Source organism: Candidatus Thiodiazotropha endolucinida (assembly GCF_001715975.1).
GTDB lineage: Bacteria > Pseudomonadota > Gammaproteobacteria > Chromatiales > Chromatiaceae > Thiodiazotropha > Thiodiazotropha endolucinida.
The window spans coordinates 46049-67327 of sequence record NZ_MARB01000018.1; the positions used below are offsets into that span (position 1 = coordinate 46049).

The following is a 21279-nucleotide window of genomic DNA, read 5'->3' on the forward strand; positions in this document are numbered from 1 at the left end:
GGTTTCACTGGCACGCCTCGCAGTCCGGATCGAGGATGGAGCAGGCCTGGGGCGCTTCGCCGCCGGCGCCGATCAAGTCGACACCACTACCGCTGTCCTCCTGCTTGATCGAGGTCTTCTCCGCACCGGTGGCGCCCATGGAGCGCAGGTAGTAGGTGGTCTTGAGGCCGCGCACCCAGGCCAGCTTGTAGAGGTTGTCCAGCTTCTTGCCGGAGGGCTCGGCCATGTAGAGGTTGAGGGATTGCCCCTGGTCGATCCATTTCTGGCGCCGGGAACCGGCCTCCACCAGCCAGCGGGCGTCGATTTCGAAGGCGGTCGCGTAGACCGCCTTGAGTTCCGCCGGAATACGGTCGATGGGCTGCAGGGAGCCGTCGTAGTATTTCAGGTCGTTGATCATCACCTCGTCCCACAGATCCAGCTTCTTCAGGTCGTGCACCATGTAGGGGTTGACCACGGTGAACTCACCGGAGAGGTTCGATTTGACGAACAGGTTCTGGTAGGTCGGCTCGATGGACTGGCTGACGCCGCAGATGTTGGAGATGGTCGCGGTGGGGGCGATCGCCATGGTGTTGGAGTTGCGCATCCCCTGGATGCGGATCTTCTCCCGCAGGGTGTCCCAGTCGAGGCTCTGGCTCTCGTCCACCTGCAGGTAGTCGCCCCGTTCCGCCTTCAGCAGCTTGAGGGAGTCGATGGGCAGGACGCCCTGGCTCCACAGCGAGCCTTCGTAGGTGGAGTAGCGGCCGCGCTCGGCAGCCAGGTCGGAGGAGGCCTGGATGGCGTAGTAGCTTACCGCCTCCATGGAGCGGTCGGCGAACGTCAGGGCCTCTTCCGAGGTGTAGGCCAGACGCTGTTTGTAGAGGGCGTCCTGGAAGCCCATGATGCCGAGGCCCACCGGGCGGTGGCGCAGATTGGAGTTACGCGCTTGGGGCACGCTGTAGTAGTTGTAGTCGATGACGTTGTCGAGCATGCGCATCGCGGTGCTCACCGTCTTCTCCAGCTTCTTCAGGTCGAGACCGTTCTCATCCACATGGGCGGTGAGATTGACCGAGCCCAGGTTGCAGACCGCGATCTCCTGGTCGTTGGTATGCAGGGTGATCTCGGTGCAGAGATTGGAGCTGTGCACCATGCCCATGTGCTGGTTGCTGTAACGCAGGTTGCAGGGATCCTTGAAGGTGATCCAGGGATGGCCGGTCTCGAACAGCAGGCCGAGCATCTTGCGCCACAGGTCCATCGCCTTGACGGTTTTGCTCACATCGAGCAGCCCCTTGGCCGCCTTCTCCTCATAGGCGAGATAGGCCTTTTCGAAGGCCTTGCCGGTGAGCTCGTGCAGATCCGGGGTGTCGTTGGGCGAGAAGAGGGTCCAGTCGGCCTCTTCGGCGACCCGCCGCATGAAGAGGTCGGGGATCCAGTTGGCGGTGTTCATGTCGTGGGTGCGGCGGCGTTCGTCACCGGTGTTCTTGCGCAGTTCCAGGAACTCCTCGATATCGATATGCCAGGTCTCCAGGTAGGCGCAGACGGCGCCTTTGCGCTTGCCGCCCTGGTTGACCGCCACAGCGGTGTCGTTGGCCACCTTGAGGAAGGGCACCACGCCCTGGGACTTGCCGTTGGTCCCTTTGATGTGGGCGCCGAGGCCGCGCACCCGGGTCCAGTCGTTGCCCAGGCCGCCGGCGAACTTGGAGAGTAGGGCGTTGTCCTTGATGCTGCTGTAGATGCCGTCCAGGTCGTCGGGCACGGTGGTCAGATAGCAGCTGGAGAGCTGCGGGCGCAGGGTGCCTGAGTTGAACAGGGTCGGCGTGGAGCTCATGAAGTCGAAGGAGGAGAGCAGGTCATAGAACTCGATGGCCCGTGTCTCGCGGTCGATCTCGTTGATCGCCAGCCCCATGGCGACGCGCATGAAGAAGGCCTGGGGCAGCTCGAAGCGAATGCCGTCCTCGCTATGGATGAAATAGCGGTCGTAGAGGGTCTGCAATCCGAGATAGGTGAACTGCAGGTCCCGTTCGGGCTTGATGGAGGCGATCAGCCGGTCCAGGTCGTACTGGCCGAGACGGCCGTCGAGCAGTTCCAGCTCCTGGGCCTGCAGGATATAGCGTTTGAAATAGCTGCAGTAGCTGTCGGCCATCTCCGCCTGGGTGTTGACCGGGGTGTCGAGACCGAGAAAGCCGAGGGCCTCCCGGCGCAGGATATCGAGCAGCAGGCGGGCGGCGACCTGGGAGTAGTTGGGCTCCTGATCGATCAGGGTGCGGGCGCTCATCACCAGGGTCTGGGAGACATCGCTCTCTTTCACCCCGTCGAACAGGTTGCGGCAGGCCTCCTGCAGGATACGGCCGGCATCCACCTCGTCCAGACCGTTGCAGGCCTCGTTGACCAGGGCCTGCATGCGTTCGATGTCGAGGGGGCGGCTGGAGCCGTCGGCCAGGGTGACATTGACGATATGCGCTTGAGGAATGCCTTCGACCTCGGCGCGCTTGGCCTCCTCTTCCAGGCGTTTTTGGGTCTGGCGTTCTCGATAGAGGACATAGGCGCGGGCGGCCTTGTGTTCGCCGGAGCGCATCAGCGACAGCTCCACCTGGTCCTGGATATCCTCGATGTGCACGGTGGCGTTGTCGGGCAGGCGGCGGGTCAGCGCGCCGACCACCTGGTCGGTGAGGGCCTGGACGGTATCGTGGACACGGCTGGAGGCGGCCGCACTGCCGCCCTCGACGGCGAGGAAGGCCTTGGTCATGGCAACGCTGATCTTGCTGGGGTCGAAGTGAGTAACCTTGCCGTTCCGGCGGATGACCTGGATGCCGCTGGTGGTGTTGGCGCGCGCGTGTGTTTGAGGCTCCTGCATCATGGTCGGCTGGGTGACTGAAACGGAAGCGTCGCTATTGGCTGCTTGTGTGGCCATCTCTTCTCCTGAATGTGTTCGCATCGTAGCCATTACTGCGCCGGGTCTACGGATCTGACTGCCCTGGCTGTCGATTGTCTATAGGTGGTTAAACTATTGTCTTTGCCGTGCGGACAGGGTGGCCGGTTTGCGCGGGTCGTTGCATGCCCTGTCTGCGTCAGGCCTCTTGCTGTGGGGGCATCTAACCCCGAGGCCGGTTTTTCTCTCTATGGCCGATTATTTCTCCGGCCTTATCCTCTGGTCGCTGATGTGGAATCAAAAGCCAGATTATTAAAACAGTAAACACAATATATATCCTATTTGGCTGATGTCAACCACAAGATATTGTGTATGAAGCTGTGGAAAAGGGTGCTCTCTCTGTGCGTGAATTGTGGATAAGTTATGGATTGTTATGACCTTTTCCCAAAAAATCATCGGCTTATTGTGTTGGGCGATGATTGTCCTCCATGACATGCCGGTCGGGACAAAACGGCATAATTTATCCGGGTGTAAACAGTCCTTGACACATTGGGAATTATATTCCTTCAAATGATGGATCCGCTCAATTCCGATGAGTAAGAAACCGATCCGCATTGCCGGTCCGGACCGGGAGAGGAAAGGGGTTGGCAACCAGATCCAGAATGCGTATCGTTAACGGCCTGTAAAACAACGATATTTAACTAGTGGTCATTGGGTTTGTGTCAACAGGCCCTAAAACAATCGAACTGACGAGGAGTTTTGTAAATGCTGGTAAGCGAAATCATGACAAGAACACCAAAAACGGTGACTCCGGATACCAAACTTCTGGAGGTGGTCTCTCTGATGTGCCTGTTTCGTTACAGCGGCCTTCCAGTGGTAGAGGACGGTAAGTTATTGGGCATCATTGCGGAGAAAGATGTATTGCATCGCATGTTTCCCACCCTCGAGGAGGTCATGGATGGAATGTCGGCGCCCGACTACGACAGCATGATGCTGCAATATAAGGATGTGGTGAATCTACAGGTGTCTGATCTCATGACGCCGAATGTCATTACGGTCGGCCCGGATATGCACATACTGCGGGCCGCCACGATCATGGCGCGTCATAAGTTCCGCCGTATCCCGGTTGCCGATGGCGGACAGTTGGTGGGAATGCTCAGCCTGGGCGATATTCACAAGGCGATCTTCCAGGCCAATCTGGCTGAGAGTATCAGTTGATACCGGGAAGGGTGATCCGCTAAGAAAACCAGCCGCGAATGAATGCTAATCACCGCGAATAAACGCAAATTTTTTGGCCTAGGGCCTGTTATCGCAAGAATGGACGTGTAACTGTTTCACAATACCATCGGCGAAAATTTGCGGTGATTAGCGGCCATTTGCGGCCGATCAGAACTCGCCGGTGGCGCCGGCAACCATCACATCGAGCATTGCCTGATTGACGCGAATCGCGATCTCCGTGAGCTCGGGCGGCAGCAATTCACTGTTGATCAGCATATCTAGATTCAACATCATCAGCCAGAGCTGGCCGTCCTTATCTTCCACCATGGCGATACGACAGGGCATGTAGGCGGCGTAGATTGGATCGTGAATGATCATCTTCCGCGCATCCTCCGGGTTACAGAACTGGAAGATGTCGAGATAGGGGGTCTTAAGGCCGCGCGCCTCCAGCTCTTTGGATACCTGCTGTCTGGCGACATATTTCAGGTTGATCTCCACTGCGCGGGACATCAGCGCCTGTACCGCGTCATCTCTGGTGACGCCGTCCTTGACGCTCATCTGCACCACTGTCTGTTTGATGTCGGTGATATTGATTTCAGGTTGATCGCCAGCCAGGGCAGAGGCAGTCAAGAATAGGCTCAGCAGCAAAGCGAGTCCCAGTGCTTGTATCGATTTCATAGCATTCTCCCGAATGTTTCGGTTCATTGATTTATTGTGAAATTGTCCGTTTACTTCTTATTGTTGGGCGCCATCGATGAAATATAGGCAAGCAATGCCTCTATATCCTGGTCCGACAATTCGTCGAAGGTTTCATCTTCAGGGTCGTCATCATGTACCCGCTTGTCCCACTGGAACATCTTCATCTGCCGAAAGAGGTAACGCGGGTACTGCAGCGCCAATGCCGGGATCCCCTTGCGTGATTTTCCCATACCGTTCTTGCGGTGGCAGCTTTTGCAGTCGCCATTATAGAGCTCTTCGCCCCGTGCCACATTACCGGGCCAGAGCGGGATGTTGTTTAAGATGGGATTGATCTTCTCAAGATTGATACTTTCATAGTAGGCAGCGATGTCATCCACATCCTCTTCGCTGATCGAATGCAGGGACGAGGTGACGACCATGCGGGGATTGATCCTCTCTCCCTTGATGTAGGCTTCGATCTGTTTGATCATATAACCGGCTGGCGTGCCGGCAAGTCTGGGTGAGGCCGGCCCTGGCGTTCCCTGTCCGTAGTGACCATGGCACAGGGCGCAGCTGCGTGCCTGTTTCTTGCCATTATCAAGATCGACTGCATGCGCAAACATGGGGATGGATAACAGGAGGGTTATCAGTAGCCTGTTCATAGTTAAGCGGCTCCTTACTTATTAGGATGGTCGTTAAAAAACAAGGTATGTATTGGTATATAAACCCAACCGCGAGCCGCAGAAGCCGTGTGCCTCAGTCCGTTATGGATTGAGGCAGTGAATAAATCATTGCTCTTTTGGCACCCCTAGCTGGAGATCTTTTTCAGGATTATTATTCCGGTTTTATATGGGCCGGTGATCGATTAACACGATCATTATGATCGCTTCTGATTCTCACAAAACTGCATGTCGCTTTCAATTATTCTTATTCTTTATCAACCATAAAATAATCAATGGAATTAGGTTGATCTGTGCTTTATTTATTGTGTCCTGGCAATACCCTGGCTATATTACATCTTACATAGAATAAATACTGAAGCAGTGAAAACCAGCTTACCAGTGGCAACCCTTATTACAGGTATAGTTTGATTTGCAGTCTCGATTGAGTGATTTATTTCTGATCGCACTGCACGATGACGATAAATTGCATTATGGAGTTTCAATGAGAAAGTCTATTTGGGTAACTTCCTTATTGTGCGTATTGGCTACGGGGCAGGTGGTCGCACAACCAACCGATGATGCTATGCGTGAGTATGAGCAGGCAATGGAACTGACCCCGAACCTGGAGAACGGAAAAAAGGTATATCGAATCTGCTCCGTTTGTCACACTCCGGAGGGATGGGGCCTCGAGAGTGGCGCCTATCCTCAGGTGGCCGGCCAGTTGCCGACTGTACTGATCAAGCAGCTGGCTGATATTCGTGCCCGTAACAGAGACAATCCCACCATGCTGCCGTTCACTTCCCCAAACCTGCTTGGCGGGGCCCAGGATATCGCGGATGTGGCGGCCTATATTTCACAATTGCCGATGTCGCCGTACAACGGTGTGGGACATGGGAATGACCTTGAATGGGGTGAAAAACTCTATAAGGACAACTGTACCGAGTGTCACGGTGAGTTGGGGGAGGGTGATCTGGAGGATCACATCCCCGCCATATACGGACAGCACTATCGCTATTTGCTACGTCAGTTCGAGTGGATAAAGATAGAACGCCGTCGTAACGCCGACAAAAAGATGGTTAAGCAGATTCACAACTTTACCCATCGTGATATTCGAGCCGTTCTCGATTATGTTTCGCGCATCAGACCGCCAAAGGAGAAGATTGCGAAAGAGGGGTGGCGAAATCCGGATTTTCCCAACTTTGCCAGGCCGGCGCACTTGCACTCCGGCGCCGGTTACGCCATCGATAAACGGCCGGGCAGGCCCATGCGGCCTGAATAGGTCCGTTACGGAGCACGGCAGGGCATAAAAAAAGCGGGGTTAAACCCCGCTTTTTTATTATGCCGATCCTTGGCATGCAGTCGGCTTACATGAAGATATCATTGGTGATATTGGTAAACCAGCTGTGGGCGTATGCGACTTCGCGCGCACGCATCTCCGGTGTTGCGTCGGTCGGCGTCAGACCACCGGATACCTTGGTGATCTTGGAGCCGTCCTCGGCCAGCTGATAGACAGCCGCAACGGAGATACCCCAATCCTTGCCAACGATGGAGTAGCAGGTGTTGACATAGGCCGGTGTGCCGGGCTCCTGACCGTTCAACAGGGCTGCCACGCTTGCGGCGCAGACCTTCGCTTCGGAATTAGCGGCATAACCGGATTTCGGCATACCTTTGGCAATCGAGGCGTCACCGATCACATGGATGTCCTTGTGAATGGTGGATTCGAAGGTATGCAGGTTGATGGGGCACCAGCCGCTGTCGTTGGTCAGGCCGGCCGCAAAGGCGATCTTACCCGCCTTCTGGTTCGGGATGACGTTCAGAACATCGGCTTTTATCGTGTCATCGAAACCGGTAACGACAGATTTAGAGCCGGCGTCAACCTTGACCACGGCATTGTCGTTCGAGCCCTGGGCACTGCCGCGCCACTCGATCATGGAGTTGTCGGTCTCATAGCCGTAGAGTGCCTTCCAGCCCTGGGTGAAGAGCCCCATTTTGGAGAACTTAGGCTTCGGATCGAGGATGATGATCTTCGACTTCGGCTTATGCTGCTTCAGATAGTGGGCTATCTGAGAAGCGCGTTCGTAGGGTCCCGGAGGACAACGGAAGGGGTTGCCGGGAGGCGCGATAACGACAGTGCCGCCATCCTTCATGGCTTCCAGTTGCTTGCGCAGGGTAACGGTCTGGGAGCCGGCTTTCCAGGCGTGAGGAATCTCCTCAGCCACCTTGGCATCGTATCCATCGATGGTTTCCCACTTGAAGTCGATACCTGGAGCAACGATACAGCGATCGTAAGGAAAGCTCTTTCCGCCGGCTGTCTTGACGGTCTTGGCGCTGGCATCGATGGCGGTGACCACATCGTGGACAATGTTGACGCCGTGTTTGCCAAGTCCTTCATAGCCGAATTTGATGGTGTCGATACTACGGTCGCCGCCTAATACCTCGTTGGACAAGTAGCAGGTGTAGTAGTTTTTGTTGGCTTCGATCAGGGTGACTTCGATGGTTGGATCGGCCATACGCAGATATTTGGCGGCAGTGGCACCACCGGTACCGCCGCCGACAACAACCACTTTCTTGGAAGCGCCCAAGGCGATATAGGGGGTACCCATCATGCCGATGGCTGTAGCCGCACCCGCGCCTTTAACAAATCCTCTTCGAGTAATCTTCATATCTCTCATTCCCCCTTATTGCGTGCCCTGGGCGTAGTAGTTGAAGAGCGCCTCGAAGCCGGCATCGCCCTCTTTCTTGATCATCTGATTGACCTTCTTCTTCATCTTCTTCGTCATCTCACGATCGCCCGCCTTGTAGTCGGCCATGGTGTATTGAAGATAAGGTATCAGCTGACCCATCAGAATACCGGAGTCATCCTCTGCCGATGTGCCGCCTTCGGCATGACACTTCTCGCAGTACTTATCGTGCAGCTTGGCGCCTTTCTTGGCCAGCTTCGGATCGGAATCCTGCTTGGCGGGGACAAAGGGCTGTTTAGCGAAGAATTCACCCATGGCCTTAATCTCATCATCGGAATAGCCCTTGGCGATACGTCCCATGATGGTGTTTTTAACCGAACCATCTTTGAAACCCAGCATCACTTCTTCGAAATAGACGGCAGAGATACCGCCGATGCTCGGGGTTGCCGGGCCCGCGCTTGCGCCGTTGGTTCCATGGCAACCGGCACAGGTAACGGCCAGCATGTTGGCACTGGCGCCCGTCATCGTCTTGGGCTTGTCAGCAGCGAAGGCCACAGATGAAGCACTGATTGCCAGTGCGCCGATCAGGGCTCTCTTTAGTTTTGTGTACGCCATGTTACCTCCTTTGGTATTAAAAACAGGCTTACATTATTTTAGATCAGGGTGCAAAGTGCGCCCTGTCGTATGAACCGGAGCAGCGATTGGAACTGTTCCTGTTGCAGTAGACTCAGATGGGTATCCTCCACGCCTCGAGAGAGGCAAATATTGGGAAATACTTCCCCCACCTGGGCAATGCCCTTTTTATTTTAGAAGGCCCGCAACCTCGACATGCTTTTTCTTTTTAGCGATGTCCAGGGCAGTATGGCCCTCATTGTCTTTATTCATTTTGTTTGCGCCGTGTTTAAGCAGCAGCTTAACCATCGGCTCCGAACCTTTACGGGCGGCTTCCATCAGCGGTGTGATGCCGTCCGTATCCGCCAGATTGACATCGGCGCCGGCCTCGAGCAGCAAGCGTGTGGCCTCGAGCCTATCCTGTCCCACAGACCAGATCAGGGCGGTAGCGCCGTCACTGTCTTTGGCGTCGAGATTGGCATAGTGGTCGATAAGCACCGTAACCGCACTGTTGTTGCCGCTGTCGGCAGCAAGTATCAATGCCGTGGAGCCATTCTTATCCCGGCTTTCAATCTCTGCGCCATGCTTCAGGAGCATGGCGGCGGTGTCGGCATGTCCTTTCTCCGCCGCCATCATCAACGCGTTGTGACCATGCTTGTCCGAGGCCTTGGGATCGGCGCCCTTGAACAGCAGCTGTTCGACCATGTCCGTGATGCCGTAGCGCGATGCGATCATCAGCGAATCCCAGCCGGCGCGTGTGCGATCATGCAGATTGGCGCCCCGTTCCAGCAGCATGGCCGTCAGGGCGGGATGGCCGTTCTCGGCGGCGAATGTCAAAGCCGAACAGCCGGCTACAGTCCGCGCGTTCACATCCGCACCGCGGTTCAGCAGCACCACCACGCTCTCGAAATTGTCGTTCTCGACAGCCATCATCAGCGCGGTTTTACCGAATTTGTTTGCCGTGTCGACCGGGATTCCTCTGTCCAGCAGGGCGGATATGGTGTCGACATCACCGATGCTGGCGGCCAAGCGTAGATCTTTCTCGTCCTGTTTGTCGCCGCCATACAGGGGCGACATTAAAAGAAGCACTATGGTCGCAAGGAGCAGTCTGGTGTATTTCATTGCTTTCCTGTCAAGAGACTTAACTTCATATTTCATTGAGCAAAGCCAGTGAATTATATCAAACCCGCTTCAAGAGCGGTTAGGACTCATCGTCCTCATCCGGTTCGTCCGGCTCCTCGTGCGCGACGCCTTTATGACAATCGATACAGGCCTTGCCCTCATCCATTGCCTTCGGGTGGCGTTTGCGGGCACTGCGATCCTGCTCACTCAGGTCCATATTGGCAAACTCATGGCAGGAGCGGCACTCACGGGAGTCGGAAGCGCGCATCTTCTCCCAGACCCTGGTCGCCATATCCCAGCGGAGGGCCTCATACTTTTCTTTGGTGTCGATGGTGCCCATGATCTCGTGATAGACATCCTTTGCGGCCATCACCTTTGCGATCATCTTGGGGATGAAGGGCTTGGGTACATGGCAGTCCGCACAAGTGGCCTGCACGCCGGAAGCATTCTTGTAGTGAACAGTCTCCTTGAACTCTTCCAGGTTGATCTTCATGGAGTGACAGGAGGTACAGAAATCCATTTCATTGGTGAATGCGAGGCCCATACTGAACAGACCGGAAAAGATGATACCACCAACGAATATTATGCCCGCCAGGATGATAGAGATTTTACCCGCGGACCTGTAGCCAGCATGCTGTCTGAACATACTCCACCCTCGAAATTCTGCAAGGAAAACGTTCTGTATTCCTTGTGTCGTTTGTAGCTATCCCGTCTACTTCCTGTAAGACCGGGTTATTTTTCTTGACTGGGGGATGTTACGTCAAGTCGAATGTCAATGCAAAAAATACTCTGTAAACAACTGCATGTGAAATTATTAGTAGGAACTAATCTAGCTCAGTTAGAGCTGTTGGACCGGGCGTTCTTGCGGCAAATGCCGATAAGTCTGCCACTTATGATTGATCTCTCCCAGTGCCATGAGTTCCCCCCGGAGGCGGTTTCGGTAGCCGGAATTGTCGATGGCGGGAAAAAGCGTGGTCCTTATCTCATGGGGCACGCCGCTGGCGGCCAACAGGCGGGCGGAGCGCCAGGCCGACTCTCCGGAATGGCGCGCGCCGGTCAGTGCGGGATAATCTTCCGCCAGGGCCTTGATATCCAACCCCACCCAATCGATCAGCGGCAGCAGCTGTTCGAAGCGTTCGGGATAGATACCCGCCGTATGGAGGCCGACCCGATAACCCATCGATTTAATATCCCTGACGGCCTGTCCGATCGATCGCTGCAGCGTCGGTTCACCGCCGCTGAACACGACCCCATCCAGCAAACCGATGCGGACAGAGAGAAATTCGAGAATCTCTTTCCAGGATGGCTGATTGTCGTTTCGTCGCGGCAGTAGCTCCGGGTTGTGACAATAGTGGCAACGCATAGGGCATCCCTGACAGAAAACCACGGCCGCCAGATGCCCCGGAAAGTCGATGGTGGTCATGGGGGTCAACCCCCCCACCCGAAGCGCTTCGTCCGGCATGATCAGCTGTCGATGTCTACCGATTCTTCGTCCAGGGGGAAATGGGGCTGGGCCTGGACGAAGTAGCGGCGCTCCGCCTGCTCCGACTGTTTGCCGGGATTGAATGCGGAGATGGGGCGGTGGTAGCCCATCACCCGTGTCCAGATCTCGCAACGGGTGCGTTCCTCGTCTTTCAGTTCAATGGTGTGATGCATGGTTGATCTCCTGTTGTTTGCGCAGTATGAGTTCGTGATCGCATTTGGGACAGAATTCGTGCTCTCCGTTCAGGTAGCCGTGTCGCGGGCAGATGGAGAACGTCGGGGTGATGGTCAAGTAAGGTATGCGGAAACGCTGCAGGGCGCGTCTGACCAGTTTCGCACACGCCTCGTCGCTGCTGATCCGCTCATTCATATAGAGGTGCAGCACGGTGCCGCCGGTATATTTTTGCTGCAGCGGTTCTTGATGTTGCAAAGCAGCAAAGGGATCGTCGGTATAGCCCACCGGGAGCTGGGACGAGTTGGTGTAGTAGGGTTTCTCTGCACTCCCCGCCTGCAGAATGGCCGGATAGCGTTTTCTGTCCTCCTTGGCGAAGCGGTAGGTGGTTCCCTCTGCCGGTGTCGCCTCCAGATTGTAGAGATTGCCCGTCTCCTCCTGAAACGCCACCATGGTTTGCCGTATATGGTCGAGGAAGCGGTGCGCGAACTTTATGCCTTCGGCCGTGGTGATGTTCTCCCGGTCGCCGGTGAAATTGCGGATCATCTCGTTGATGCCGTTGACGCCGAGGGTGGAGAAGTGATTCCTCAAGGTGCCCAGATAGCGTTTTGTATAGGGAAAGAGACCGGCGTCCATATGGCGCTGTATCACCTTGCGCTTGATCTCGAGACTGTTGCGGGCCAGTTTCAGGAGTTCATCCACTCTTGCCATCAGGGCAGCCTCATCGCCGGCGTAGAGATAGCCCAGGCGCGCACAGTTAAGGGTTACCACACCCAATGAACCGGTCTGTTCCGCCGAGCCGAAGAGCCCGTTGCCCCGCTTCAACAATTCCCGCAAATCGAGTTGCAGGCGACAGCACATGGAACGCACCATGTTCGGACTCAATTCGGAATTCAGGAAGTTCTGGAAATAGGGCAGACCGTATTTTGCCGTCATCCTGAACAGCCGCCTGGCGTTTTCACTCTCCCAAGGGAAGTCGGGTGTGATGTTGTAGGTGGGTATGGGAAAGGTGAAGACCCGGCCTTTCGCATCCCCGGCAGTCATTACCTCGATATAGGCGCGATTGATCAGGTCCATCTCATGCTGCAGGTCGCCGTAGCAGAAGGGCATCTCCTGGCCGCCGATGATGGGCACCTGGTGGCGCAGGTCTTCGGGACAGACCCAGTCGAATGTCAGATTGGTAAACGGGGTCTGGGTACCCCAACGTGAGGGAACATTGAGGTTGTAGATCAACTCCTGTATGGCCTGATAGACCTGCTCATAGCTGAGGTTGTCTTTGCGCACGAAGGGCGCCATGTAGGTGTCGAATGAGCTGAAGGCCTGTGCGCCGGCCCATTCATTCTGCAGAGTACCGAGAAAGTTGACGATCTGGCCGACGGCGCTGCTCATGTGCTTTGGAGGCGCTGACTCCACCTTGCCGGGCACCCCGTTCAAGCCTTCATGCAGCAGGGTGTGCAGAGACCAGCCTGCGCAATAACCGGCGAGCATGTCGAGGTCGTGGATATGTATATCAGCCGTGCGGTGGGCTTCACCGATCTCAGGCGGATAGACATGATTGAGCCAGTAGTTGGCGATCATCTTGCCGGAGGCGTTGAGTATCAATCCACCCAGGGAGTAGCCTTGGTTCGCGTTCGCGGAGACCCGCCAGTCGGTGCGCTGCAGATATTCGCTGACCGAGGCGCTGACATCCAGCAGGGTACGGCGGTCTTCCCTCAGTTTTTTGTGTTGTTCGCGATAGACGATATAGGCACGGGCTGTCTTCAGGTGGTTGGCGCTTATCAGTACCTGTTCGACGATATCCTGGATACGTTCGATGCTAGGGATCATTTCGCGGTAGCCTGTATGGCTCAGCACCTTGATGACATGGGCGGTCAGTAAACCGGCTTCGTCACCACCGAATTCGCCGCTGGCTTCACCCGCCTTGAGGATGGCGTTTTGTATCTTGTCGCTATTGAATTCGACCTCAGCGCCATCGCGCTTGGTGACCTTGGCGGGCAGCCAGGATTCTCTCTTCAAGGCGTGGGCATGCATGATCTGTGATCCTCCAGGTGATTTATTTTTAAAGCACTATATGTAGCGGTGTATATGAAGTAAAACACTATATATTGTGTTTTCAAGGTAAATACTTGACACAGGTCAATTGCCTGTAAAATCTTGATCAGATTAGAGCCGTTTTAAGATTCAGGGGGTTAGAATGGGGTGTTGATAAATTACCCTAAGTTCTGTTCAAAGTGGGGGAACCCGGCAGGCGGTGACATGACTTGGCAGCCATCCAATCAGCTGGGTCGATTGGATTGGAGTTAGCAGTCCCTAGCAACCGTCGCAGACAAAGGGATTGCTGCGTCGCTCTTCGCCGAAGGTGGATTCCGGGCCGTGCCCGGGGATGAATCTCACTGCGTCACCCAGCGGCCAGAGGCGATTACGGATCGAGTGGATGAGGGTGGCGTAGTCTCCGCGGGGAAAATCGGTACGACCGATGGAACCATTGAAAAGCACGTCCCCGACCTGGGCTGTTTGCGAGGCGCGATGAAAGAAGACCACATGTCCCGGTGTGTGGCCAGGGCAGTGATGGACCTCCAGATGCTCATCCCCGACGGTGATTTCATCTCCCTGGTCCAGCCATTGGTCGGGTTGACAGGCTGCACCGCCGCCAAATCCGAACATGGCGGCTTGTTGCTGCATATTATCCAGCAGGAAGGCATCTTCATGATGCGGCCCGATTATCGGCAGATTCAGTATCCCGGCCAGTTCGCCGGCGCCGCCGGCATGGTCGAGATGACCGTGGGTGAGCAGAATGCGCTCTGGCACAAGCTCAAGTGCGTTGAGCTGATCCACGATCAGCCGGGTATCGCCACCCGGATCGATGATGGCTGCCTTGCGGGTCTTATCACACCAGAACAGGGTGCAGTTCTGTTGGAAAGGGGTGACGGGAATGATTTTATAGTGCATCAGGCGAGCTTCTTCAGCATGGTCTCCATTTGTGATTCCGTTTTCGCACCCAGAGCGACCTGCGTGACCACATTGTCTTTCATCAATACCAGTGTTGGCGTGGCCCTGATATTGAAGGTCCTGCTCGTCTCGGGATCCTCACGGACATCGACTTTGACGATACCCTCGTATTGCCCCGCCAAACGATCGACGATCGGTGTCATGGCACGACAGGGCGAGCAGTTTTGACTGTAGAAATAGAGCATCCGGTTGCCGTTCAGTTTGCTATCGATCTTTCTGCCAACCAGGCGTTTTGCCGACAGATAGCTGAGCATCGGCACAAGTATGAGAAAACTTGCAACCAACAGTAACACGATCATTATCCAGGACATAGTGAGTGTTTACCCCGTCTCTGCTAATACCGATTCCCAGATGTTTTTTCAGGAACTGTTAACAGTTCCTGAGTCGGCCGGATACAATGACAGCCTACTTTCAGTGCAATAACGAGTCAAAGCTTGTCAGATTGCTGTTTTCTGGCCACACGACTTATATCCTACTAAACATGGGGCTGCGGATGGATCAGATGACAATTATTTTCGCCGTCGGAGGATTATTGATCCTCACCCTGATACTGGCAAGTATTGCCCACCGGTATCATGCTTTCGTGGAGGAGCGGCGGCAGCATGTGCAACGCATCCTGAAACGTGTGGAAGAGATCGATGGAATTATTCAGCGCATGGTTGGCCTGCCCATACCGGTTGAACTGGAACGACTTTTACGACGGGACATAGTTGCCCGTTTGCAAGCAGTGAAAGGGATCCATGCCGGATTTAAGGGTATCAACGGAATGATAGCCCAGGCTCGGCAGGCCGTAGAGCAGGCCGCGGTGAGTGCTGTAACAGGCGATTTGAGCGAACAGAAAGTAGAGCGCTTTTCACGCCTGACAGGTGAAATCGAGTGGCTGCTGAAGGAGGACAGGTTACTGGTGGGGATAAACGATCAGGAGCGGGAGCAGCTGCTGGAGATGATCGACACCCGACGGATGGAAACCCTTTATGGCTACCATATGCGTGAAGCCAACCGCAAACTGAAAGGCAACCAGCTCCACCAGGCCCAGTGGCACTGTGAGCAGGTGAAATCGATGCTGTCGAGCCATGGCTTGGAGAATGAACAGATCGAGGGCTGGTATAAGGAGGCCGATCAGCTGCACCAGCAGGTTGCCCGACGCCTTTCGTGAGCCTGGCCGACTGTTCGATTGTCAGGTGGGATGCTGTGGTTAATTGCCGTTCTCACCCTCCGGATGGTCACCCAGGGGTTCCGAAATGCGGTGATTCTCATCCAGCCAGTCTCCCAGGTCGATGAGTCGACAGCGTTCACTGCAGAATGGTCGCCAGGCGGAGTCCGATGACCAGGCGACGGCTTTACCGCATGTGGGACATGGTACGGTTCTCTGATCTTCTTTACCCATGGGCTTGGTGTCAACAGGCCTTAAAAGATACAGGCGGTTAGCTGGAAATCTATATCGCTTGTTGTCTGTACCGGCTTACCGGTACCGAGTACCTCCAGAAAGCGGATACTGAAGCGATGTTTGTTGCCGCTGATCTCGGTGAAGATGGCACTGTTTCTGGGGAGGCCGACGCGGATCAACTGGGCAGGGGATGAGCTGTCGAGGGTTTTCTGGAAGAAGCCCTGAAGGGCACGCTCCTGGGTTGGCAGGTTACTGCCGCGAACCAGGTTCAGTAACAAAACCACTGCTTCACGCACCGGATGCAGCTCATACATCCACTCGCTCATCTGGTTTTGTCGGACCTCATGGGGTTGATTCAACCAGAAGTGGTATTGGGGCAGATCGAAATTACAGCCGCCTCCCGGGATGCTGCTGCGCTGCAGAATAGTGGTGAGAAACTCATTATTGCGCAGTTTGCGGGCGATCTGCCCATCCATGCGATAGACTTGATGAATCGCCTGTTCGAGATCATCCAGTACCTGCCCCAGTGCCTGCATGTCTACACCGGGCTGTTGCCGTACCCGTTCCAAGCTTGTGGTATGGCGCTCCAACTCTTTGAGAATCTCCGTCTTGAGGTCCGAGCGGCCGAAGACCGTGATAATACTGAGCAGGCCGTCTATCGCGGCCCTGTTGCTCCAGGTGTCAGCCAACGGGCGAAAATGATCCACGTGAAGAAACAGATGCTCGAGTCGGAGAAAGGTACGAATCCTTTCGTTCAACGGATGCTCAAAGTGAATCAAATCGGACACGAGAGATCAGTCTTCCATTAGCTATTGTCTGGGCCTGTGAATATATGGGCCTGTTAACGTTTTTCGAACCGGCCCTGGGACAGCCGTTATTATGTCAGGGCTTGATGATTACTGCTAACCCGGATCGGAGTTATTGACGCTTTTGTTATCGGGTTTGCAACTCTTGATATCTATCCGCGCACACCCGGACTGACCGTGAAGCTGTCGATGATATTGACATAGTTGGCCCGTTCAAAGGCACTCGGATCGGCAACGCTGATCTGACTGACCCTGCCGCGAAACTCGTCAATCGATTCAAATCCCTGCTCTTCCATCCACGCTTCAATACCCGAAATGGTGGGATGAACTGCCCTGGGGCCCTGTTCCAGCAGCAGGCTGCAGAGGTGGACCACATCGGCGCCCGCCAGCAGCAGCTTGATGGCATCCTCCGGCGTATGTACACCGCCTGTTGCACCGAGAGAGAGCAGGGTGCGGCCATACAGAATAGCGATCCAGCGCATTGCCAGCAGGGATTCGGCGGAGGTCGAGGTCTGCAAACTGGTGCTGAGGCGCAGATTATCGACATTGATGTCGGGCTGGTAGAAACGGTTGAACAGCGACACGCCGCCGGCGCCCGCCAGCTCAAGTTGTTTCACCATGTTCGCCAGCGAACTGAAGGCCGGAGATAACTTCATGTTGATAGGAATTGATATCTGCTGTTTCAGCTGGCTGAGCAGTTCCACATAGCGCTGTTCGACTTCGCTGCCGCTGATATCGACATCGGCGGCGACATGGTAGATGTTCAATTCCAGGGCATCGGCGCCTGCCTGTTCCATCTCCTCGGCGTGGGTGATCCAGCCGCCCGGCGTGGTGCCATTTAGGCTGGCGATGATGGGAATTTCCAGGGCCTCCTTCAAAGCCCGCAGATTCTCCAGATAGCGCTCCTGGCCGTTGGAGAAGTCATAGTGGTGAGGCAGGAAGCTGTCCGCCTCGGCAAAGCCGGTCTCCTGGTGGTGGAGAAAGCGCACCATGGTCTCCTCTTCAGCGGTGACCGCCTCCTCGAACAGGGAATACATGATGATGGCGGCAGCACCGGCGTCTTCCAATCGGCGGGCGTCGTCGATGCTGCGGGAGAGGGGAGAAGCGGACGGCACCAGCGGATTTTTAAGCTGCATGCCCAGATATTGGGTGGTCAGATCCATAACATTCTCTCGGCAGGTGGAGGCATAGGGCGCATGTTATATGGTATATAGCATGTTACGCGATCTTTTTTCCCCGCGTCTTCCCGCTGTCCCTCCGCAGTCAACGATCAATCCTTGCCGCCAGGCTGCAGGGGTTGTAAAGGCATGGCGGATTGCATTGTCGGTGGTCATCGACGGATTGCCCGCGGCCCTAGCTTCAGGAGAGGTGAATCCTGTTTTGTAAGATTAATTGACCGGGTTGATGGAAGCGGGAGCAGATTGCCCTCCCCGGAATTGGATTTCAGCTTTTCTCCTGTTCATGCAGCCCGAACTGCTTGCGGAAAAAAGCGGTTACCAGCTTCGCCTTGCTGTGCGAGTCCAGATTCTCGGCCAGTACAATCTTCCCTCTCGGGGTTTGCGCTGTGACATGATAATTGATCTTATGCGTGCTACCGCTTTGGGTCGTTGTTGCGCCCTTTTTCAGCTCGATGTCGCGCAGTTCATGGTAGCGGGCGTTCTTCCAGCGGACGGTGAAACCGAGCAGGCGTCGAATCGTCACCACTTGCCTGCCGTCCCAGGCTATATAGAGGCTGTTGAAGGTGGTGTAGAATCCGGCCAGCGCCGCCATGCTACCCAGAATGGTGAATATGCCCCCCATAAAGTAGAGTGTCGGGCCCTCCTGTTGCGCCTTGCCCCAAAGTATCACACCTGCAATGGCAAATATGACACCGACCACCAGAAATACAATGGATGCGATCGGTTGACGCAGCATCGGGTAGTGGAGTTCATGCAGGGTTCCATTACGGCGCAGGGGCAGCAGCGTCTCGGCTTTCAGTTCGGGCATGCCGTGCGGCCTCTCCTTGGCGGAGTCGAGGTTCTGCAGGCGGGATTTCTCTGCGGTGGCATAGACCGGTATGGTGTAGGAGCGGTGCAGATCGATTCCCGGCTGTGCCAGCTTGATATTCAACCGCCAGAGATAGTAGTTGCCTGTCTCCTCCTCGCTGGGACTCAGACCCTCGGGTACGCTGAAGCGAAAACCCAGACGTATCCCCCGTCCCGTCGGCTCCACCTGGGTATGGCCGCTGTCTTGCCACTTCACAGCTTCACTACGCGAACGATTTTTACCGCTGCCGGAGACATAGCTGTAGAGACAACTCAAGGTCACCTCGCAGACCAAGCCGGGTGCATAGGTTATATCGGCCTCGATCTCACCGCCCACGTCACCGCCGATAGCGCCGGGAAAGGGATCCAGGGTCAGCGGGGTATAGCCGAAACGGCGCCATTCCAGGGTCTTTTTCACTGTCCAGTAGAAAAGGCCTATGCCCATCAGCGGAAAGAGCAGGATCAACAGCGCCAGTGCCCCCTCCTTGCGCCAGACAGACGGTACCGCCAGTGCTGCCGGGATACTCAACAGATTCCAAAAGACGGTGATAGCCCAGAACAGATACATCCCAAGCCGCGCGCCGGAAAGGATACGGTTATCGGCCCACGCGGGACGTGCCAGCCAGGGTTTCTCGGCAGCCTCCGGTGTATCGATGACGCGCTTGCCGCGGAGGCCGAATAGGATCATGCCCAGGCCGCTGCCGCCAAACAGAACGATGAAGATCGCATTGAATCCGATCATGCTCCAGCGTATGTCACGGTTGATCACCGCCTCGTTGGGATTCGAGGGATTGTAATAGACCGCTACCGGCCTTTTATTGTGATGTAGCTGGGTAAGCCGTTGGCCAAGCCGCTGCTGGAAGTCGCCGATATTATCGCTGCCGCTGTGTATCGCCACCCGTTCGCCGGTGTATTCGATACCGTCGACCCGATAGCGGTAGCGGGCCTCGGCCTGGTAGGTGGTGGAATCGTCTGATCTACGGTGGCTCAACTTTGCCGAGATCAGGGTGCCCTGGGTCTGTTGCCATGCCGCCATTTGAACCGCGTCAACAACCGAGACTGCGGTTTTGTAAATAAAAAAGATGCCAACGGCAAGAAACGGCAGGCCAAAAATCGTCAGAAACCAGCTTCGTATACGTATCTCTTTTCTCATCACCCTGTCTAAACCGAACAGCCGGTGTCATTTGTGTCGCATTGAGTATAGGTAACTTATTTTTTTAGTTGCAGGCGGCACTATTGGGCTGTGATGAGGAATACGGGCAAGCGCCCGTACTCCCCGTCCTCCGGTTCCTAAGTCTGCAAGTCTTCCAAAAGGGAGAAGATCTCCAGCAGCAACTGTTCCACGGTTTCATCGTAGTCACCGAAACTGCCACTGGCGCAGAGGGTAATGACCGTATCCTTGCTCTCGACATAGAGCATCTTCGACTGATAACCGGGATCCTTGCCGCTATGGGAATAGACCGTTTCGCCGCTCTGTTCAATCGCTCTGACATTGATTCCCAGGCCGTAGCTCGAGGGAGGGGTGCCGAGCAGGGAGGGTTGCAGCATCTCGGAACGCATGGCGTCGTTGAGGACCCGATCGCTCTTCAGCAGACCGCGAATGAAGCGTGCCAGATCCTGACTATTGCTCTGGATACCCCCGTCCGCCAGGCCATAGTGGCTGTACCAGGGGTGGGAATCATAGCGTTCGCCCTCGTCACTGAAGTAGCCGTGTACAAGTCCGGCCTGCCCGATCGCCTCGTCCCCCTGCAGGGTATGTTCCAGGCCGAGCGGGTCAATGATGCGTTGACGGATGGCATGCCGCACGGGCTGTGCGGAGACCGCCTCGATGACAAGCGCGGCAAGTATGTAGTTGGAGTTCGAGTAGCTGTAGTCACTGCCAGGCTCAAAGTGCAAGGGCCTGTCGAGGAAGAAAGGGAGGGCATCCGCCTGGGTCCAGTGGCGATCGGGGCCGGAGACCAGGAAGAAATCCCTGTCCCACGCCTCCCCGTCGTTCTGGAAATCGTAGATGCCGGTGGTGTGATTGAGCAGCATGCGCACACTCATCTCGGCGCTCGAGGGGATGCGGTCCGTGATCTCATCGGGGAGCCAGTGGTTGATCGGGTCATCCAGGTCGAGCAGGCCGTCCCCCGCCATCTGTACCAGGGTGGCGGCAACGAAGGTCTTGCCGGTGCTGGCCACATAGAAGCGATTGTCCTGCTGTAGCGGCTTTCCGCTGGCAAGGTCGCTGACCCCGGAAACACCGGAGAAATCGATATTACGCCCCTCGATGGTGACCGATACCGCCGGCAGGCCCCGCGCCACCGCCTCGTCGAGGACCGCCTGAAACAGCTCGTCAGGGGTGGCTTGCTGGATGTTGGACGAGTTGCAACCGGTCAGCGTGGCGAGGGTGAGGCCCGTCATGCAGACGATGCGTGTCAGCTTTTTAGTGAGGGTCGGTAGCTGTTGAAACATGGTAATTCTCCCATCTGTCGTGTCTTGAAAAGTGCATATGGACAGCTCTCGCTGTTGGGAGAAGTTTGTGGCAATCCGGGCGATGTTTCGTCCTTCCGTATAAGGTTGGACTTATTTTTTCTCTATT

At 55.7% G+C, this 21279-nt stretch carries 20 protein-coding genes; 3 read left to right on the forward strand and 17 right to left on the reverse strand.

The features are described 5' to 3' along the window. Positions 1 to 4: 4 nt before the first annotated feature. A complete protein-coding gene (locus CODIS_RS14770) occupies positions 5 to 2920 on the reverse strand; it encodes a ribonucleoside-diphosphate reductase subunit alpha (protein WP_320410407.1) in 2916 nt (971 codons plus the stop codon). A gap of 690 nt (positions 2921 to 3610) precedes the next feature. Between CODIS_RS14770 and CODIS_RS14775 the strand changes: the two genes are divergently transcribed. Beyond that, complete coding sequence (locus CODIS_RS14775) at positions 3611 to 4063, forward strand: CBS domain-containing protein (protein ID WP_069126716.1); 453 nt, start codon at positions 3611 to 3613, stop codon at positions 4061 to 4063. A 168-nt stretch (positions 4064 to 4231) separates the two neighbouring features. On the opposite strand, the gene CODIS_RS14780 is transcribed toward CODIS_RS14775, so the two are convergent. Then, on the reverse strand, positions 4232 to 4741 hold the full coding sequence (locus tag CODIS_RS14780) for a DUF302 domain-containing protein (RefSeq protein ID WP_069126717.1): 510 nt from the start codon (positions 4739 to 4741) through the stop codon (positions 4232 to 4234). 50 nt (positions 4742 to 4791) lie between these two features. Further along, positions 4792 to 5403 carry a c-type cytochrome gene (locus tag CODIS_RS14785; RefSeq protein WP_069126718.1) on the reverse strand — a complete coding sequence of 204 codons (612 nt, stop codon included), beginning with the start codon at positions 5401 to 5403 and terminating at the stop codon, positions 4792 to 4794. A 502-nt stretch (positions 5404 to 5905) separates the two neighbouring features. Here CODIS_RS14785 and CODIS_RS14790 point away from each other — a divergent pair. Then, the gene (locus CODIS_RS14790; RefSeq protein WP_083220798.1) at positions 5906 to 6682 is read left to right on the forward strand and encodes a c-type cytochrome; all 777 of its coding nucleotides are present in this window, start codon (positions 5906 to 5908) and stop codon (positions 6680 to 6682) included. Between the two features lie 85 nt (positions 6683 to 6767). On the opposite strand, the gene CODIS_RS14795 is transcribed toward CODIS_RS14790, so the two are convergent. The 9 genes from CODIS_RS14795 to CODIS_RS14835 form a co-directional block, all read right to left on the reverse strand. Beyond that, on the reverse strand, positions 6768 to 8066 hold the full coding sequence (locus tag CODIS_RS14795) for an NAD(P)/FAD-dependent oxidoreductase (RefSeq protein ID WP_069126720.1): 1299 nt from the start codon (positions 8064 to 8066) through the stop codon (positions 6768 to 6770). A gap of 15 nt (positions 8067 to 8081) precedes the next feature. After that, on the reverse strand, positions 8082 to 8699 hold the full coding sequence (locus tag CODIS_RS14800) for a c-type cytochrome (RefSeq protein ID WP_069126721.1): 618 nt from the start codon (positions 8697 to 8699) through the stop codon (positions 8082 to 8084). A 186-nt stretch (positions 8700 to 8885) separates the two neighbouring features. Continuing rightward, the gene (locus CODIS_RS14805; protein ID WP_069126722.1) at positions 8886 to 9818 is read right to left on the reverse strand and encodes an ankyrin repeat domain-containing protein; all 933 of its coding nucleotides are present in this window, start codon (positions 9816 to 9818) and stop codon (positions 8886 to 8888) included. Between the two features lie 79 nt (positions 9819 to 9897). After that, positions 9898 to 10464, reverse strand: a complete 567-nt coding sequence (locus CODIS_RS14810) for a NapC/NirT family cytochrome c (RefSeq protein ID WP_069126723.1) — start codon at positions 10462 to 10464, stop codon at positions 9898 to 9900. Between the two features lie 192 nt (positions 10465 to 10656). After that, positions 10657 to 11280, reverse strand: a complete 624-nt coding sequence (locus CODIS_RS14815; protein WP_069126724.1) for an anaerobic ribonucleoside-triphosphate reductase activating protein — start codon at positions 11278 to 11280, stop codon at positions 10657 to 10659. A gap of 2 nt (positions 11281 to 11282) precedes the next feature. Further along, positions 11283 to 11474, reverse strand: a complete 192-nt coding sequence (gene nrdD, locus CODIS_RS14820) for an anaerobic ribonucleoside-triphosphate reductase (RefSeq protein WP_069126725.1) — start codon at positions 11472 to 11474, stop codon at positions 11283 to 11285. Further along, on the reverse strand, positions 11458 to 13503 hold the full coding sequence (locus CODIS_RS14825; RefSeq protein WP_069126726.1) for a ribonucleoside triphosphate reductase: 2046 nt from the start codon (positions 13501 to 13503) through the stop codon (positions 11458 to 11460). The genes nrdD and CODIS_RS14825 overlap by 17 nt, the downstream gene beginning before the upstream one ends. A 279-nt stretch (positions 13504 to 13782) precedes the next feature. After that, positions 13783 to 14421: an MBL fold metallo-hydrolase gene (locus CODIS_RS14830; protein ID WP_069126727.1), complete on the reverse strand. Its 639-nt coding sequence runs from the start codon at positions 14419 to 14421 to the stop codon at positions 13783 to 13785. After that, positions 14421 to 14792, reverse strand: coding sequence for a thioredoxin family protein (locus CODIS_RS14835; RefSeq protein WP_069126728.1), 372 nt, complete (start codon positions 14790 to 14792; stop codon positions 14421 to 14423). The genes CODIS_RS14830 and CODIS_RS14835 overlap by 1 nt, the downstream gene beginning before the upstream one ends. 191 nt (positions 14793 to 14983) lie before the next feature. Between CODIS_RS14835 and CODIS_RS14840 the strand changes: the two genes are divergently transcribed. Beyond that, positions 14984 to 15637 carry a hypothetical protein gene (locus CODIS_RS14840; protein WP_154723148.1) on the forward strand — a complete coding sequence of 218 codons (654 nt, stop codon included), beginning with the start codon at positions 14984 to 14986 and terminating at the stop codon, positions 15635 to 15637. Positions 15638 to 15676: 39 nt separating this feature from the next. On the opposite strand, the gene CODIS_RS14845 is transcribed toward CODIS_RS14840, so the two are convergent. From CODIS_RS14845 to CODIS_RS14865, 5 genes are all read right to left on the reverse strand, one after another. Further along, positions 15677 to 15868, reverse strand: coding sequence for a DNA gyrase inhibitor YacG (locus CODIS_RS14845; protein ID WP_069126730.1), 192 nt, complete (start codon positions 15866 to 15868; stop codon positions 15677 to 15679). 20 nt (positions 15869 to 15888) lie between these two features. Next, the gene (gene zapD, locus CODIS_RS14850) at positions 15889 to 16656 is read right to left on the reverse strand and encodes a cell division protein ZapD (protein ID WP_069126731.1); all 768 of its coding nucleotides are present in this window, start codon (positions 16654 to 16656) and stop codon (positions 15889 to 15891) included. A 170-nt stretch (positions 16657 to 16826) separates the two neighbouring features. Beyond that, positions 16827 to 17837 carry a dihydroorotate dehydrogenase-like protein gene (locus tag CODIS_RS14855; protein ID WP_069126732.1) on the reverse strand — a complete coding sequence of 337 codons (1011 nt, stop codon included), beginning with the start codon at positions 17835 to 17837 and terminating at the stop codon, positions 16827 to 16829. A gap of 280 nt (positions 17838 to 18117) precedes the next feature. After that, a complete protein-coding gene (locus CODIS_RS14860; protein ID WP_069126733.1) occupies positions 18118 to 19851 on the reverse strand; it encodes a DUF3592 domain-containing protein in 1734 nt (577 codons plus the stop codon). 137 nt (positions 19852 to 19988) lie between these two features. Continuing rightward, a complete protein-coding gene (locus CODIS_RS14865) occupies positions 19989 to 21152 on the reverse strand; it encodes a serine hydrolase domain-containing protein (protein ID WP_069126734.1) in 1164 nt (387 codons plus the stop codon). Positions 21153 to 21279: the final 127 nt, after the last annotated feature.